The sequence below is a fragment of the Aquimarina agarilytica ZC1 genome, from assembly GCF_000255455.1.
In the GTDB taxonomy this organism is placed as follows: Bacteria; Bacteroidota; Bacteroidia; order Flavobacteriales; family Flavobacteriaceae; genus Aquimarina; species Aquimarina agarilytica.
In genome coordinates, this window is the sequence record NZ_JH621276.1 from 32,386 (window position 1) to 50,028 (window position 17,643).

15 protein-coding genes are annotated in these 17,643 nt (G+C 33.8%); 10 read left to right on the forward strand and 5 right to left on the reverse strand.

Annotation, left to right across the window (positions count from 1 at the left end):
- Positions 1–142: 142 nt before the first annotated feature.
- From KQA_RS0214215 to KQA_RS0214235, 5 genes are all read left to right on the forward strand, one after another.
- On the forward strand, positions 143–907 hold the full coding sequence (locus tag KQA_RS0214215) for an enoyl-CoA hydratase/isomerase family protein (protein WP_010182100.1): 765 nt from the start codon (positions 143–145) through the stop codon (positions 905–907).
- A 309-nt stretch (positions 908–1,216) separates the two neighbouring features.
- Positions 1,217–1,666 (forward strand): 6-pyruvoyl trahydropterin synthase family protein, encoded by a 450-nt coding sequence (locus KQA_RS0214220; RefSeq protein WP_010182101.1) that lies wholly within the window; start codon positions 1,217–1,219, stop codon positions 1,664–1,666.
- 132 nt (positions 1,667–1,798) lie between these two features.
- Complete coding sequence (locus tag KQA_RS0214225) at positions 1,799–2,566, forward strand: UDP-2,3-diacylglucosamine diphosphatase (RefSeq protein ID WP_029209606.1); 768 nt, start codon at positions 1,799–1,801, stop codon at positions 2,564–2,566.
- A gap of 119 nt (positions 2,567–2,685) precedes the next feature.
- Complete coding sequence (locus KQA_RS0214230; protein ID WP_010182103.1) at positions 2,686–3,612, forward strand: alpha/beta fold hydrolase; 927 nt, start codon at positions 2,686–2,688, stop codon at positions 3,610–3,612.
- A 129-nt stretch (positions 3,613–3,741) separates the two neighbouring features.
- On the forward strand, positions 3,742–4,143 hold the full coding sequence (locus KQA_RS0214235; protein ID WP_010182105.1) for a hypothetical protein: 402 nt from the start codon (positions 3,742–3,744) through the stop codon (positions 4,141–4,143).
- Between the two features lie 74 nt (positions 4,144–4,217).
- On the opposite strand, the gene KQA_RS0214240 is transcribed toward KQA_RS0214235, so the two are convergent.
- From KQA_RS0214240 to panC, 5 genes are all read right to left on the reverse strand, one after another.
- Positions 4,218–7,298, reverse strand: coding sequence for an FG-GAP-like repeat-containing protein (locus KQA_RS0214240; protein ID WP_010182106.1), 3,081 nt, complete (start codon positions 7,296–7,298; stop codon positions 4,218–4,220).
- Between the two features lie 413 nt (positions 7,299–7,711).
- Entirely contained in the window at positions 7,712–8,860 is a 1,149-nt protein-coding gene (locus KQA_RS0214245; RefSeq protein WP_010182107.1) for an alpha/beta hydrolase, read from the reverse strand.
- A gap of 42 nt (positions 8,861–8,902) precedes the next feature.
- Complete coding sequence (locus tag KQA_RS0214250; RefSeq protein WP_010182108.1) at positions 8,903–9,868, reverse strand: lysylphosphatidylglycerol synthase transmembrane domain-containing protein; 966 nt, start codon at positions 9,866–9,868, stop codon at positions 8,903–8,905.
- 14 nt (positions 9,869–9,882) lie between these two features.
- Entirely contained in the window at positions 9,883–10,233 is a 351-nt protein-coding gene (gene panD, locus KQA_RS0214255; RefSeq protein ID WP_010182109.1) for an aspartate 1-decarboxylase, read from the reverse strand.
- Between the two features lie 13 nt (positions 10,234–10,246).
- Positions 10,247–11,095 carry a pantoate--beta-alanine ligase gene (gene panC / locus KQA_RS0214260; RefSeq protein WP_010182110.1) on the reverse strand — a complete coding sequence of 283 codons (849 nt, stop codon included), beginning with the start codon at positions 11,093–11,095 and terminating at the stop codon, positions 10,247–10,249.
- Between the two features lie 105 nt (positions 11,096–11,200).
- On the opposite strand from panC, the gene KQA_RS0214265 reads away from it, so the two are divergent.
- The 5 genes from KQA_RS0214265 to KQA_RS0214285 all read left to right on the forward strand — a co-directional run bounded on the left by KQA_RS0214265 (position 11,201) and on the right by KQA_RS0214285 (position 17,499).
- Complete coding sequence (locus KQA_RS0214265; protein WP_010182111.1) at positions 11,201–12,010, forward strand: glycogen/starch synthase; 810 nt, start codon at positions 11,201–11,203, stop codon at positions 12,008–12,010.
- 22 nt (positions 12,011–12,032) lie between these two features.
- Entirely contained in the window at positions 12,033–13,544 is a 1,512-nt protein-coding gene (locus tag KQA_RS0214270; protein ID WP_010182113.1) for a DUF4270 family protein, read from the forward strand.
- 26 nt (positions 13,545–13,570) lie between these two features.
- Positions 13,571–15,418 carry a glutamine--fructose-6-phosphate transaminase (isomerizing) gene (gene glmS, locus KQA_RS0214275; RefSeq protein WP_010182114.1) on the forward strand — a complete coding sequence of 616 codons (1,848 nt, stop codon included), beginning with the start codon at positions 13,571–13,573 and terminating at the stop codon, positions 15,416–15,418.
- Positions 15,419–15,616: 198 nt separating this feature from the next.
- Positions 15,617–17,125 carry a F0F1 ATP synthase subunit beta gene (gene atpD / locus KQA_RS0214280; RefSeq protein WP_010182115.1) on the forward strand — a complete coding sequence of 503 codons (1,509 nt, stop codon included), beginning with the start codon at positions 15,617–15,619 and terminating at the stop codon, positions 17,123–17,125.
- Between the two features lie 98 nt (positions 17,126–17,223).
- Positions 17,224–17,499 (forward strand): F0F1 ATP synthase subunit epsilon, encoded by a 276-nt coding sequence (locus KQA_RS0214285; RefSeq protein ID WP_010182116.1) that lies wholly within the window; start codon positions 17,224–17,226, stop codon positions 17,497–17,499.
- Positions 17,500–17,643 lie beyond the last annotated feature (144 nt).

The window sequence follows — 17,643 nt, forward strand, 5'->3', positions numbered from 1 at the left end:
CATACGAAATTCTTATCAGTAAATCGTATAAGCCATAATAGCATTTGAAATATAAAAATCAGCTTGATTTTTTCTATTCCCTGAAAAATGTTTGAAATTCACCCACATTTTGTTTCTTTGTTTAAACTCAAAACAACAACTTATGGCAACTCATACAAATGGAAGTTTATATGTAAAAACCGAAAATGGTATTGGTAGCATTACTTTTGGCCATCCATTAAGTAATTCCCTTCCGGGAGAATTATTACAACGTATTGCCAAAGGCATTGATGAGTTAGGAAATGACACCTCCACTAAAGTTATTTTAATTCAGTCCGAAGGCGAAAAGGCCTTTTGTGCCGGTGCAGCTTTAAATGAATTAATTGCTATAGAAAATGAAACTCAAGGCGAAGCCTTTTTTATGGGCTTTGCCCATATTATAAATGCCATTAGGACTAGCCCTAAATTTGTGGTTGCCCGAGTACAAGGCAAAGCAGTTGGAGGAGGAGTGGGTATAATTGGTGCCTGCGATTATGTTTTTGCCACCGAAAATGCCTCGGTTAAATTGAGTGAAATTAGTATTGGTATTGGTCCTTTTGTTATTGAACCCACATTGAGCCGAAAAATAGGTGTTGCTGCCACTGGTCAATTAAGTATTGATGCCACTCATTGGCAAAATGCTTATTGGGCAAAAGACAAAGGCTTGTTTGCTCAGGTATTCGAAAACACCAAGGAAATGGACAAATCCTTGTATGAATTGTTAGAAAAATTAGCCTCATACAATCCAAAGGCTATGTCTGCGTTAAAAGAAAGCCTTTGGAAAGGCACCGAACATTGGAATACATTATTAAAAGAACGTGCAAAACTTTCGGGAAGCTTAGTGCTTTCCAACGAAACACAAAAAGCACTTCAAAAATTTAAAAAATAATATTTTATGGAATTCATGAATTTTTTAGCTGGGAATGGTCTTTTTTTAGTGCTAGCTGTTGTACTTGTTGTTGTTTATTTTGTGAATAAGCGTAAGCGATAAAACACCCCATCAAATTCTTCTGTTAGGTCAGCCCAATCACAACGTCAAATGATGTTGATCAAGCACTTGATCTAATTTAAGACCTCCTATAATTTTTTGAATAATGATTGATTTTTTAAATACCTTATCAAGTGGTAAATTATATCCCGCTTTTGTTTTAATTTTACTTATAATTTACATTGTTAATCGTATAAGAAGTCGAAGGCTATGAGCAATATCCGAATCACCAAACAATTCAATTTTGAAACCGGTCATGCCCTACACGGCTATGATGGCAAGTGCAAAAATGTACACGGCCATAGTTACAAACTAAATGTTACCGTTATTGGGCAACCTATTACCGATCCAAATCATGTTAAAAACGGGATGGTAATTGACTTTGGCGATTTAAAAAAAATAGTGAATCACGAAATCGTTGATCTCTTTGACCATGCTACTGTATTTAATAAAAATACACCACATGTAGAATTGGCCAATGAACTTCAGAAAAGAGGGCACAACACTATTTTGGTGGACTATCAACCTACAAGTGAAAATATGGTGATTGATTTTGCCAAAAAAATTAGCGCAAAACTTCCTACGCATATTAAGTTATTCTCACTAAAATTACAGGAAACCGACACCTCTTTTGCAGAGTGGTACGCTAGTGATAATTAACTTTTGGGCGTTTCCCTATCGGGTCAGGCTTTCCGCTATATCTTTTTATTTTTCCTGAAAAAGAAAAACAAAAAGGATGCCGCTACAATCCTTAACGCAATTTCCAAAAAATAGTAACTTCGTCAAATGACTATAAAAATTCCCAAAGGAAAAAAAGTATATTTTTCATCGGACAATCATTTAGGTGCACCAACTGCAGCAATTAGCAAACAAAAAGAAGCGAAATTTTTGCGTTGGCTAGATGAAGTTAAAACCGATGCAGCCGCTATTTTTTTACTTGGTGATTTATTCGACTTTTGGTTTGAATACAAAACTGTTGTTCCCAAAGGTTTTGTACGCGTACTAGGGAAATTAGCCGAAATTAGCGATTCGGGCATTCCAATTCATTTTTTTGTAGGCAATCATGACCTATGGATGAATGGCTATTTTGAAGAAGAGCTCAACATACCCGTTTACCACCAACCCAAAGAATTCACATTAGGAAACCAGCTTTTTTTTATTGGTCATGGTGACGGCTTAGGCCCAGATGATAAAGGCTTTAAACGCATGAAAAAAATATTTACCAATCCCATTGCACAATGGTTTTTTGGGTGGCTACATCCAGATATTGGTGTACGCTTAGCCTCCAGCCTTTCTCGTGGAAACAAACTTATTTCTGGAGATGATGATGTTACATTTTTGGGCGAAGAAAACGAATGGCTCGTACAATATTGCAAACGTAAACTGACTCAAAAGCACCGCGATCACTTTGTATTTGGACACCGCCATTTGCCAATGCAAATCAAGCTTCCAGAAAATTCACTATACACCAATCTTGGTGATTGGTGTGATCATTTTACCTATGCAACATATGATGGGCAAGACATGAAACTTGATCACTTTAAAACCACTTCACTCTAGACATATCGCCCAAATTTGGGCACCATAAATACTGCTGATTATCAATCTGCATAAGTGTAATACTAACAGCACACCTATCTAATTTCATTTTTCTTGCTACATTTATACAAAATACTAACATGAATAAACTAGCACTATATTCCATTTTATTTGTATTGAGCCTTATAAGCTGCAAACCTTATCAAGTGGAAACCAAACCAAATGATATGTCTTACTCGGAATTTACTAAAGCTCAAAAAAAATGGGATTCACCCGATGGTACTATAGCGTTTATTGATAAAGGGAAAGGGCAGCCTTTACTTTTATTGCACGGAATCCCCACTTCGGGATGGCTATACCGAAAAATGATTGACCCGCTGGTAGCTCAAGGTTATCGTGTTATTGTTCCAGATATGTTAGGCTTTGGTAATAGCGAACACCCAAAAGGTTATGACATCTATGACAAAACACAACATGCTAAACGTATTTTAGGTTTAATGGAACATTTGGGCATTAACAATTGGTCTCATGTTATGCATGATGCGGGAGGACTTTGGACTTGGGAAATGCTTAAAATTGCTCCCAACAAACTATCACATTTAACTATTTTAAATACCATTATATATAAAGATGGTTTTTGTCCTCCATTAAAAATTAAAAAGGGTATGATTGGAAAAATCGCCATGTGGGGATACCGAACCAAAACGAACATGATGATTAAAAAACTTTTCAAAAGTGGTACCAATAACCATCCTATGAGTAAAGCCGAAATAGAAGGCTACACAACACCACTCAAAAAAGGAAAGACAGATGCTTTGTATAAATTTTTTACAACAAATACCAAAGCTATTCCAGACTATAGCACTGTTTTAAAAAGTCTAAACATTCCCACTCAAGTCATTTGGGGAACGGATGATGAAATCCTATTATGGAAAACTCAAAATAAACAAGTAATTACTGATTTGAATATTAAGGAAAGTAATATCCATTTACTTCCTAAAAATCATTTTTTACAAGAAGAAGCCACCGAAAGTCTATTAAATTTCATAGGTCAATTCAGTAAATAACCTCATACGGATTAACACATTCGACTACTAAAATTTATTTTTTTTTAGTAATTTGTAACCGTCCATTAAAATAAGGCACAGTATTTGAACGTTTAAGAAAAAATCTAATTCTAAATTTAACCTCATATTATGAAAAAATTTATCATCGCCTCATTATTACTATTCGCTACACAAGGAATTTTTGCACAACTTGACTGGAGTCAGTTAAGCGAAGATTATTCAAAAACTTTAGTATTAGCCGAACGTGTTGCAGAACAAACAGACAAAGTTTCTGCTGATGAAAAAGGTATTGGAATTGTTATTAAAGGGGGAGTAGTTACACTAGAGCGCTCTATTGACTCAAGATCAACAACGCAAGAAGATCACCGATTTAAACTAATTAAAAGTGATGGGAATAAAATTCCTTTAGATAAAATTAGTACTGAAAAAGTTTTAGAAAAATATAAATTAGCACTAGAGCAAATCGACGAAAAATTAAAAGCTGATAGAAAAGCACAAGTTGATGACATTCTTAATAGCCTTTTTAACTAAGAAAAGCAGTCTAACAAGTATAAAAAAAGCAGCTCAAATGAGCTGCTTTTTTTATACTTGTTTAGCTATTAAACTTAATCTAAATTGATAGGATAAATATTTTTATCATAAGTTTTCCCATCACTGGAAACAAAAGACACATTTAATAAATAAAAATTCCCTTTAGGAAGTTCCGATGAGGGCTTAAGTGCTTTTAAAGAAAGTGTTCCCGATACTTTTCCCTCAACAGTATTTAATGGAGTTTCAACTACTGTTGTAACATCTTTAATAAATTTCCAATCGGCAGTAAACTCACGGAACCAAAATTTAATTCCTCCATGATCTCCTTTTATCATTTTACGTCTGGATCCCGCATGGTAAGTTACATTAACTTTTAACTCATCGTTTCTTGAAAGGTTTTTATAGTTATCCTCATTATCATAAACTATATGCGGCTCCACATAAGGAGCTACTTCAAATTCAAATTCATTACGCACTGCTTCGTTTTCTTCAGCGGTAGCATAAATTTTCACCTTACCCACTTTTAAAGCTTTAATTACCTCATTATTAAGCGTTGCTATTGAGTCATCGCTACTACTCCAAACTATGTTTTGATTATCTGTATATTTTGGTGCAACTATTGCTTCCAATGCAAACTCCTCACCAACAACTAATTTATTCGGCACAGATTTAAATGCTATAGACTCCATAGCTATCGGATAAAAATCAACCGTTTTGATTACCGCTTTATTAGTAACATTAGTTACCTTACTTTTTGCAGTAATTGTTACTTTTTTACCCGATTCATGTGCAGTAACCACCCCATTAGCATCCACACTTGCTACCGCAGCATTACTTGATGACCATATTACATCCGAATTTTCATTTTTTGCCGAAGCTGTTGCCACTAATTTTACATGAGTATTAACTCTTACTTTTTCTTTAGAAGGTGTTACTTTAATAGCGCTTGGATCAATTTTATCGGTGCTAAATAATTGATTCGCCTTTTTGTTTTTAAACACCACAGTTTCACCATTACGCCAAGTTACCTTTATTCTTTTAATGGTTTTTTCCTTACCCAAACCAAAATGTACGGTATTTAATAAACTCTGCGAAAATACCTCCCCTACTGAACCTACTCTTTTTTTATAGGATCCCGTAGCCGTTTCTAAAATTACTACTGCCCCCATTGGATCCACATTAGATTTTGGGGAATAGTTTACACGTACCATAGCGAAATTATTAGTTGCTGTGGCTATTTTGTTTTCATACAAATACCACATGCCTTCATCATCACTACCACTCAACATATCAATATCACCATCTAAATCAAAATCGAAGGCTTGTCCCATATCACCATGACCTTCATCATCTAGATCATTTGCTTTGTGATTTGTGGATAATACAAATTTATTTTTTCCATTATTTAAAAGCATATAATCCGATGGACGCGACTTTAAATCCCCCCAACGATACACAAATAAATCTTGAAAACCGTCATTATTAAAATCACTGGTAGTCACCCCTTGATGATTTCCTCCTTTTTGAATATGCCAATCATTAGCTACATTTTTAAATACACCATTATCATTGAGTAATAAAAGATCATCTACATTTCTATTCTGAAGTTCAAATTTGGGGGTAACACTAGAAATTCCTTCCATACTAAATCCAAAATTCCAAAAAATGTAATCATTTCTAACCAAAGCTATTTTCCATTGATCTCCATTAGTATTCCCTATATAAATACCATTAGCACTCATATCATCGGGAAATCCTTGCGCGACAGATTTTACAACTTTAAATTCCGACTTATCTTTTACAATATGCTTTTCCTTATTTTTTCCTAAATATATTGGATAAGGCGCGTTAAATTTTCTTCGTGCTAAACGAAGATCACTAAACATAACATCATTTTCCGCAGTAAAATCCATTTCGGTCACTCCTTTATGCCCTTGTAATTTAATATCCATTTTATTTTTTAATGGATTAAAATCTAATGATGGTTTTGCTCCCACTCCAAAAACCAAACCACGAGTTAAGTATAAATCAAAATCACCATCATTATCAATATCAATATCGGTTGCTCCAGTTATGTTTTTGGTATTGGCTATGCCTTTATCCAATTGAGAAGTGATATCCGTAAAACTAAAATCCCCATTACCTTGCCATATGGACAAACCTGTATACGAAGCATACAACACTACATCATCAATTTGATCGCCATTCAAATCAGTTACTAATACACGTTCGGCATTAAAGTTTTCAATCCCTGCTATACGAACATCTTCAAAAGTCCCGTCCCCTTTATTTCTATAAAATAAATGCTGAGGTAATTCATCTTTTTTAATACTTCGAGCATTCACAAGTATTAAATCCAAGTCTCCATCCTTATCCATGTCACTCCACCTAATAGCTCTTCCTCTTGCTCCTTTGGCAATTTCAATATCCTTAGTTGCCAATACCAATGTCTCATTATCGTTTCGGTAAAATGTAGGTAATGAAGGTGATGTTCCATTACCACCACCTTGCGATAATAAAATATCTAAATCTCCATCATTATCAAAATCTGCAGCACTTGATCCATGTAAATCATGGCGATACCATTTTGATAATTTTTTTTCATCTTTAGATACCGTTCCATCACCATTATTCCAGTACAATTTATTTGTTTCTTCATTATGATTATTAACTATAAAATCATAATATCCATCATTATTTATATCGGCAATAGTAGGTCCTCCGTATTTTATTGAATTCACTCTATCCAAACCTGCTTTTCTTGAAATATCATTAAAAGTCGGCAGCTCTAAGTTTTCAACTTTATGTATATAAAGTGATTCCAAAATAACATCTCCTCCAGTAACCCTAAACTCTAATTGTTTTTCACCTGTATTTTCAAATGTTGCTACTATTTTAAACTGATGCGCTCCTGCACTTGGTATATCCAAATGATCTATTAAAATTTGATTTTGACTTACTAATGTCAAATTTGCATAAGCCGCTTTTGTTGAAATTACTAAATCAAACTGATTCGTTAACTGTTCCGTTACTTTGTAAGTCAACCTCAAGGGCTTTCCTATTTGAATCGCTTTTTGGGTTAAATCCACTTGGGAAAACAAAAATTGCGACAAAAATGTTGTCAAAAAAAAGAATAATGCGGTTTTTCTTTTCATAAATTAAGTATTGGCATCCTTTAATTAAGGACATTTTTTATGGTACTCCCTTTAACTCGAATTAGACATTAAAAAATCTATGCTGTATCGAAATCTTTGCAAAATCAAACATTTCACTACACTTTTAATTTAACCATAACACCGGTTATCCTAAAATTAATAAAGTACTTGATTTTATTGAGTATTCAATACTCATAACAAAGCTCTATTGCATAGTATACGATTTACTGGTTTAATAGAACAATTTCACACAAAATTACAGAAATCATAAAACTTCCATAGAAACAATTGGCTCTAAAAATATATTAAATGATTCTTTAACGAGTATGACTCGTACCAAATAAACAATAAAAAAAGACTGCCAGTAATAAAGCAGTCTTTTGTCATTCATTTCAAAAAATTAAACTTTTGAATTAGTATCCAAAATCTTGTTTAATTCGTTCTGCTTTTTCAAGCATAATATCTTTAGTTAAAAAAGAGATCTCTTCTAACATAAATCCATTTTGATACGTTCTCATTGCTTTTTTTGGCTCGCCAATATTTTCGTAAGCAGTTCCTAAATAATAATTCCCAAGCATATGTGCCGGGTATACTTTTCTAGCTAAATTTCCTAATTTTTCTAGCTCATCCCAATCTTCTTTTTTTTCTAAAGCCGTTGAAATTGCTATAAAATCATTCACTCTTATACGCTTTTCAACACCTAATAAAGATTTTATTACATCGTATTTTTCAATTAAATAGTCATATGGTGAAGTTTCAAGGTTTACAATATTCTCTTTGTATTCCTTTTTACTAATTGGCCTGTATATTGAAAAAATATCCTCTAAAGCTCTGGGAATTCCGACTGCCACTAACGAATAATGTGAAGCATCTTCAAAATCATCAAATTTATAACGTACATTTTCATTTTCAATTTGAGACAATTGATCATTAACTAAAATAATATCCTCTCTAAGACCTTTTACATCATTTGATGCCGTAGCCAAATAATACCATGTTTTTTGTTCGGTTGCAGTCAGGATATCCGCAACTCGATCTGCCATTGATGGTGCATACTCCGGACTTAAATTGATATATGCCTGAAATGGAGATTTAGCCGATTTCATAAAATAATTAATAAAATTACCTGTATAATCATGACCTACAATAATTTTAAATTTTGCCAGTCGGTAATTTTCTTCTAAATAAGGAAGCAATTCTTTTGACATAAAATCATAAAACTTTTTACCCTCATATTCTGGCAAATAAGTATTCGAATCATATCGACAATCTTCCTTTCGGGTTTGCAGCTGTTTAATTCCTACTACAATTGCTTCTGGCATATCCTCCCAATACGAAAAGTACTTAACATTCCCTACAATAGGGTCAAATAAGTAATCCCCATCGAGTGTTAGTATTAAAAGGTATTCCTTATTAGGATCTTTTTTGTAACTTTTTGGCAAGCGTATTTTTACTTCGCGTGAAGCTTCTAAATGTAATGACTTAATATTTTTTGTTACGGTTTGCGCAAAAGTAGTGGTTGCAATAACAAAAAAAGCAAGTGTTGTTAAAATTAATTTCATAGTATAAATGGGCCTTAATAAACGATGAGACAAGGTATGAAATTATTTCTTTTTTGAAAATACAGGTAACAAAATGAATGACAGTACGCCAAAAACTAAATTCATTAAAGTTTGTGAGCCCCATATAATCCAACCATAGGCTTCACCAATTGTTTTTTCTATTCCAAAAAGAAGTAATGCTAAACCTACAAAAACAGGATAAGCACCAAACCCGCCATTGGAGGTCATCATAGCTAATGATCCTGCTACAAAAACCATTAAAATCGCAGAAAGCGACACCTCCGAAATTCCTGACACACTAAATTTAACTACATAAAGCATAAGCACATAGGCGATCCAAATAAAAATAGTATGTCCAATAAAAGCGGCTTTATTTTTCATTTTAAACACACTCAACATTCCCTCGTATAGCCCTAATACAAATTGACGCAATTTCTCAATAAACGGAAGTTTTAACTTTTTAATTAGCAAGAAACCACCCCCCATAACCACTAATCCTCCTACTAGAGTATACACAATTTTTAAAGGAGCAATATCTTGTTCAACAAAATAAACTCCTAAAGCTTCTGTATTCAAAATAAAAGCTAAAGAAACAATTAAAAGTAGCATAATGAGATCAATGACGCGCTCTGTGATAATCGTTCCTAAACTTTTCTGAAAAGGAATATCCTCATAATTACTTAAAGTAACAGCTCTTAAAAATTCTCCCGAACGGGGAATTCCTAAATTTGACAAATACCCTACCATAACGGCCATAAAACTTGTACGAAACCTACTAGAATAGCCTAAGGGGGTTGCCAAATATTGCCATCGATAGGCTCGGGAAATATGTGAAAGCAATCCAATAAACAGCGATAAACCCACCCAAAATGGATCCGCATTAATGATAAGCTTCCATAGATTTTTTAGTTCTTCGGGGGTAGCTGAGCTTAAAGAATACCAGACCAAAACAGCACCAATTCCCAAAGGAGTTACAATTTTAAGTGCTTTGGTTATTTTCTTTTTCAATAGTAAAAGGAAACTTATTTTAAAAGATTATTCTCTTCATTAGGAAACACTAAAGCGGGAGAAAACTTTTTGGCCTCATCCATGTCCATCATGGCATACGTAATTAGTATAAGCACATCTCCTTTGGCAACTTTTCTAGCAGCTGCTCCGTTTAATGTGATTTCACCACTGTTCCTTGGCCCTGGAATGGCATAAGTTTCTAAACGTTCTCCATTGTTATTATTAACAATTTGAACTTTTTCACCACTAATTATATTAGCTGCATCCATTAAATCTTCATCAATAGTAATACTACCAATATAGTTTAGTTCGGCTCCGGTAACTTTAACGCGATGGATTTTAGATTTTACTACGTGTACTAACATGCTGCAAAATTAATTAATTTAAAGCGATATTATCTATTAAACGGACTTTATCGGCAAAAACAGCGATAAAAGCACGGTATTTTTTACTTATATCTATATGTTTTGCTGTTTTCAAATTTTCCACATTTGCGATTTCAAAATATTCTAACTTGAGTAACTCGTGACTTTCAAAAACTTGACTTACCATTTCATTTAATTCAACAACACTTTTTGTGCCAAATTCATTTTTAACCCTTGAAAGAGTTTCAAATATGAGCTTAGCCTCACTCCGCTGAAGTTTTGTCAGCCGTTCATTTCTTGAACTATAGGCTAACCCATGTGCTTCTCTGTAAATTTCACAACCTACAACTTCTATTGGGAATTTTTCAATTTCAACCATTTTTTTAACAATCTGCAATTGCTGAAAGTCTTTTTCGCCCAAATAAACCCGATTAGGGTTCACAGCCTCAAACAATAATTTTAATACCGTTCCCACACCATTAAAATGCCCGACTCTAAACTTCCCTTCCATTTCATTTTCCAATCCACCAAAGTCATAATGGATCGATTTTGGGTCTCCTTTGTATAAATTTTTAGCCGATGGAGCAAAAACTATAATATTTTTTGATTTTTTTTTAAGTAATTCAATATCACTATCTAATGCTCTAGGATACTTGTCTAAATCATCTAAATTATCAAACTGCGTTGGGTTAACAAAAATACTTACAACGACCAAGCTATTCTCCACTAAGCATTTGTAAACCAATGACATATGACCTTCATGCAATGCACCCATAGTGGGAACAAAACCGATTTCGGAGGTAATTTCCGACTTGTTTTTGATGTGATTTTTTAAATCTTCAACCGTGGTAAAAACACGCATATTTAGAGCTTTAAGTGCCCGCAAAATTAGCATATAAATGGCATTCTGCCTAAATTTTCGTAATTTTGCCAAACTTTACTCCTAAGAAAGTTAAAAGTAAGATTTATGAAAGACAAGAGGATACTATACGTAGCATCAGAATTAATGCCATATTTGCCAGAAACAGAAGTCTCATCGATGGCATTTGAATCACCAAAAATGGTCAACGGAAAAGGAGGACAAACACGTATTTTTATGCCCCGATTTGGGAACATAAACGAAAGAAGACATCAGCTACACGAAGTTATTCGTTTATCTGGAATGAACCTTGTCGTAAACGATTTTGATATGCCGTTAATTATCAAAGTTGCTTCTATACCTAAAGAGCGTATGCAAGTATATTTCATTGATAATGAAGAATACTTTAAGCGTAAAGCTACTGTGATAGACAAAGACGGTAAATTGTTTCAGGACAATGACGAACGTGCTATATTTTTTGCAAAAGGAGTTATTGAAACTGTGAAAAAATTAAATTGGTCTCCAGATATTATACACGTACACGGATGGATGGCAGCCTTACTTCCTCTGTACCTAAAAAATTACTACAGCAACGAGCCTTTATTTAAAGAAACTAAAATCATTACATCTGTTTATGGAAATGGTTTTGAAGGTGCACTTAATAACGATATTAAGAAAAAAGTACTTTTTGATGAAATAGCTGAAGAAAAGTTAAGTCTTTTAGATGATGCGAATTTTGATAATTTGATAAAACTATCTGTAGAAAATTCTGATGCTGTGATTATGGGAACTCCAAATGTTTCTTCAGAAATTGAAAAATTTATTGATGCAAAAAAAGTTCCTACTTTAGAGTACAAGTACCCTGAAGAATTTTCATCGGCATATGAGGATTTTTATTTGAACGAAGTTTTATCCTAAATAAAACACTCTAAAAGTATTTATGAATACACCTTTTTTAATACGCCTATTTTATGGGCTTTGTGTAAGCCTACTCTTAGTATCCTGTGATGATGATATTAGTGATGTTGGCTCAACTATTTTAACCGGAACCAACATTAATGTTACAACCGAAGAATTATTACCTGAAATCAATGCTGTTTCACTAAAAAAAGTGCAAACTAGTAATTTAGACACTCAATATCTTGGCTCTAATATAGATTCTATTTTAAAAAACAAATCTACATACGGTATTTTGGCACAGGTTTCGGCAACCACTAGTACGTATACCAATACAGATCCTATTACTAAAATAGTCATTACAGGAAAAAAATTAATATTACCATTCCCTTACAGTACAGCAGCAGCAGACAGTGAGGGCATGAGAAAATACACTTTTGATCCTACTTTTGACGAATCCAAAAGCTTAAAATTGCAAGTTTTTAATGCGAATTACACATTAAGAACTCAAAGTTTAGTTTCCAATACCCCCCAATCCTATTTCGCAGATGCTTCTGACGGTCAAGTTAATTTTTTAAATTTTATAGAAGGGGACAGTAAATTAATTTCGGAAGAAATGACAACTATCAATATCCCTAGTAAAGAAGTAACTATTTCTGACAGAGTTAAAGAAAATCTAAATGCTATTGAAATTAATTTAGCAAAACTGGATCTAACAGAATTAACAGACAAAAATGACTTTAATGTATTTAAAGGTGATAATTCCGAGTTTATAAATAAAATAAAAAGCATCTACATTAAACCCGATGTTACCAACGAAGGTCTACTAAGAATTCCAAGAGTCGCTGTTGACACCATTGCCCCTAAAATTCAACTAGATTTTAAGGTGACCACAAAAAAAGAAGGTGAAGATGAAAAAGAAACCAGCTTTAGCGCTGATTACAATTTAGCACCTCAATTTTTTAATATTATAAATACTGAAGAACCTACTATCACCAATACAGAATCTGTTTTACTTAAAGCAGGAGCGGGGTCTATTGCAGAAACTTTATTATTCGACGAAGAAAAATTAAAGGAATTAATTGAAAAAGACATCATTGTAAATGACGCAGAACTCATACTTACAGTAAATAGATCAGTTTTAGAAGATAAAGATCTTGAATTAAAAAAACTTCCCTCATTAGGACTATACAGAACAGAAACAGGAATAGCTATAGGAGGCGGACAAAATAATCTAATTCAACCTGTTACAGCTATTGAAAATGATAACAAAGATTTTACATACAACTTTAAAATAACTAGCCTAGCTCAATTAATTTTAGGCGAACCAACTTTAAGTGACGCTAAAGAATTAAATACTAAATTAGGCATAGGTATTGTTGATCCTGCTAATAATAGTTTTTTTTCAATAATAGCTAATACTGAAACAACAAAATTTTCTAATGAAGGAACCATTCTTAGTTTTAAAGGAATTCCTTTATTTAACAAAAATACCACTGAAATTAACAGTGAAAACAAACCTAAACTAATACTAAAATACACTGCTATCAAATAGCAAAAAAAACTCAAAACTTATACTATATGTGTGGAATTGTAGGATATATTGGTAACAGAGAAGCTTATCCAATTGTTTTAAAAGGATTACAAAGATTAGAATACCGAGGTTATGATTCTGCTGGTATTGCTCTCTACGATGGCGACAACCTTAACATTACAAAGACCAAAGGGAAAGTTGCAGATCTTGAAAATGAATTTTCAAAAACAAACAACACCAAAGGGTCTATTGGTATTGGTCATACCCGCTGGGCAACTCACGGAGAGCCTAACGACGTAAATTCGCATCCTCATTACTCTAATTCCGAAAATCTAGCGATTATACATAACGGTATTATTGAAAATTATGAGCCCTTAAAAAAAGAGCTTATAAAAAGAGGCTACACTTTTCATTCGGACACTGATACCGAGGTACTAGTAAACCTGATTGAAGATGTTCAAATAAATGAAAAAGTAAATTTAGCCAAGGCAACTCAAATAGCACTTAACCAAGCTATCGGTGCTTACGCCATAACTGTTTTTGACAAACGCAAACCCGATGAAGTAGTTGTTGCTCGTTTAGGAAGCCCATTAGCCATTGGTGTTGGTGAAGATGATTTTTTCATTGCTTCCGACGCTTCACCATTTATTGAATATACCAATAATGCCATTTATTTAGAGGATGGCGAAATGGCTCTTATCAATTTAAATGAGGGTGTTCAGATATCCAAAATTGAAGATGGAGCTATTGTAGACCCTTACATTCACGAATTAAAAATTAACCTTGAACAAATTGAAAAGGGTGGTTTTGATCATTTTATGATCAAGGAAATATACGAACAACCACACGCTATTACAGACACCTACAGAGGGCGACTACTTGCCTCAGAAGGTATTATTAGGATGGCTGGTGTTGATGATAATATCGATAAGTTTTTAAATGCTAAAAGGATTATTATTGTTGCCTGCGGAACTTCATGGCACGCTGGTTTGGTAGCTGAATATATTTTTGAAGAGCTTGCTCGTATTTCTGTTGAAGTAGAATATGCTTCGGAATTTAGATACAGAAATCCAATTATAGACAAGGACGATATTGTAATTGCTATTTCTCAAAGTGGAGAAACAGCCGATACCATGGCAGCAATTAAATTAGCTAAAGAAAAAGGTGCTTTTGTTTTTGGTGTTTGTAACGTAGTTGGATCATCGATTTCTCGAGAAACTCATGCTGGTGCTTACACCCATGCGGGTCCAGAAATTGGAGTAGCCTCTACTAAAGCATTTACCACTCAAATTACCGTTCTTTCTTTAATTGCTTTACGTTTAGCAAAGCAAAAAGGCTCACTAAATAGTAAGGATTTCCATTACCTATTACACGAAATGGAACAAATACCTGGAAAGGTAGCTAAGGCACTTGAAGAAAACGAACATATTAAAGATGTTGCAAAAATATATAAGGACGCTAAAAACTTCCTTTATTTAGGACGTGGTTTTAATTTCCCAGTAGCTCTAGAAGGAGCCCTTAAATTAAAAGAGATTTCATACATACACGCAGAAGGTTACCCTGCTGCAGAAATGAAACACGGACCAATTGCACTTATTGATGAACAAATGCCCGTGGTAGTTATTGCTACTCGTAAAGGACATTATGAAAAGGTAGTAAGTAATATTCAAGAAATTAAATCGAGAAAAGGGAAAATTATCGGAATTGTAACCGAGGGAGATGTGACTGTTCGAGAACTTGCGGATCATGTAATTGAGATTCCGGAAACCCTAGAACCTTTTACACCTCTTTTAACCACTATTTCGCTACAACTACTTTCTTATCATATCGCAGTTATGCTTGATAAAAACGTAGATCAACCTCGTAATTTAGCAAAATCTGTTACTGTAGAATAATTAATCAAAAGCCCTTTTTCAAAGGGCTTTTTTAATATAATGCATTCAAACTAGATTTTATCGACAAATTCAAAAATAAAGATTGTTTTTTTTGAATTTAATAAACTATCTTTGCGGCTTGAAAAACGCTGTTAATTTGTAGTTAAATTCAACTAGCAGCACAATGTTTACAAATATTAAACAAAAAATACTTTTATAATGGCTCAAGTTTCGGGTAAAGTATCACAAATTGTAGGACCAGTTATTGATGTTGAATTTGCAGCAGGTTCAGAACTTCCAAAAATTTACGATTCGTTAGAAATTAAAAAAAATGACGGAAGTAAGTTAATCCTTGAAGTACAATCGCATACAGGTGAAAACACTGTACGTACTATTGCAATGGATTCTTCTGATGGTCTACAAAGAGGTGCTGAAGCTATTGCTTCAGGTAGTCCAATTCAAATGCCTATTGGTGGAGATGTATACGGACGCTTATTCAATGTAATTGGAGATGCAATTGATGGATTAGGAGATCTACCAAAAACTGGTGATGCTGGTATGTCTATACACAGAAACGCTCCTAAATTTGAAGATTTATCTGTATCTACAGAAGTACTTTTTACAGGTATTAAAGTAATCGATCTTATTGAGCCTTATGCAAAAGGAGGTAAAATTGGATTATTCGGTGGAGCAGGAGTTGGTAAAACTGTATTGATTCAAGAATTGATTAACAATATAGCAAAAGGTCACGGTGGACTTTCTGTATTTGCAGGAGTTGGAGAAAGAACTCGTGAAGGAAATGACCTTTTAAGAGAGATGTTAGAGTCTGGTATTATTAAATACGGTGATGACTTTATGCACTCTATGGAAGATGGCGGATGGGATTTATCTAAAGTGGACAAAAAGGCCATGAAAGATTCCAAAGCAACTTTCGTTTTTGGACAAATGAATGAGCCACCTGGAGCTCGTGCTCGTGTAGCACTTTCTGGATTAACTATTGCTGAATATTTCCGTGATGGAGCTGGAGATGGACAAGGTAAAGACGTTCTTTTCTTTGTGGATAATATCTTCCGTTTTACACAAGCAGGTTCTGAGGTATCGGCACTTTTAGGTCGTATGCCATCGGCCGTAGGTTACCAACCAACGTTAGCTACCGAAATGGGAGCTATGCAGGAGCGTATTACCTCAACTAAAAAAGGATCTATTACATCGGTACAAGCAGTATATGTACCTGCGGATGACCTTACCGATCCAGCACCAGCAACAACATTTGCTCACTTAGATGCTACAACTGTACTGTCACGTAAAATTGCAGAGCTTGGTATTTACCCAGCCGTAGATCCTTTGGATTCTACTTCTCGTATTTTAACGGCTGACATATTAGGTGATGCTCATTATAATTGTGCTCAAAACGTTAAAGAGTTACTACAACGCTACAAAGAATTACAAGATATTATTGCTATTCTAGGTATGGAAGAATTATCTGAAGAAGATAAACTAGCCGTATCACGTGCACGTAGAGTACAACGTTTCTTATCACAACCGTTCCACGTAGCTGAACAATTTACAGGTATCCCTGGAGTATTGGTTGATATTAAAGAAACTATTAAAGGATTTAATATGATCATGGATGGTGAATTAGACCATCTTCCAGAAGCGGCATTTAACCTTAAAGGTTCTATTGAAGAAGCTATTGAAGCTGGAGAAAAAATGTTAGCTGAAGCCTAAAAAGGCTAAGGTTTACATTTCCGTGAAGGCGGAGATCTCAACAAAAGAGATTTTGTAATTAAAGTTTTCCACCTTCGTGGAAATTAAAAAAAGTAATTATGTTTTTAGAAATTGTAACTCCAGAACGAATTGTTTTTAGCGCCGAAGTAAACTCGGTAGCTGTTCCTGGTATCAATGGCGAGTTTCAAATGCTAAATAGTCACGCACCAGTTATATCATTACTTACTAAAGGTAAGGTTAAAATTGATGCTAATTTAGACACAGAAACTAGTGATGTACTTTCAAAAAATACCGAAGATAATCGTTGGGTATTTGATATTAAAGGTGGCGTTATTGAAGTAAATAACAATAAAGTTATTGTTTTAGCTGATTAATCTCCCCACTTTATAAAGCAAAAAAGAGGTTATTTTTTTATAAATAACCTCTTTTTTTAATCCAAATACAGCGATAAAACCAAATTATACGCTTTTAATATAAATATTTCGTATATTTAAGGATGCCAAAATCATCTACTCTAA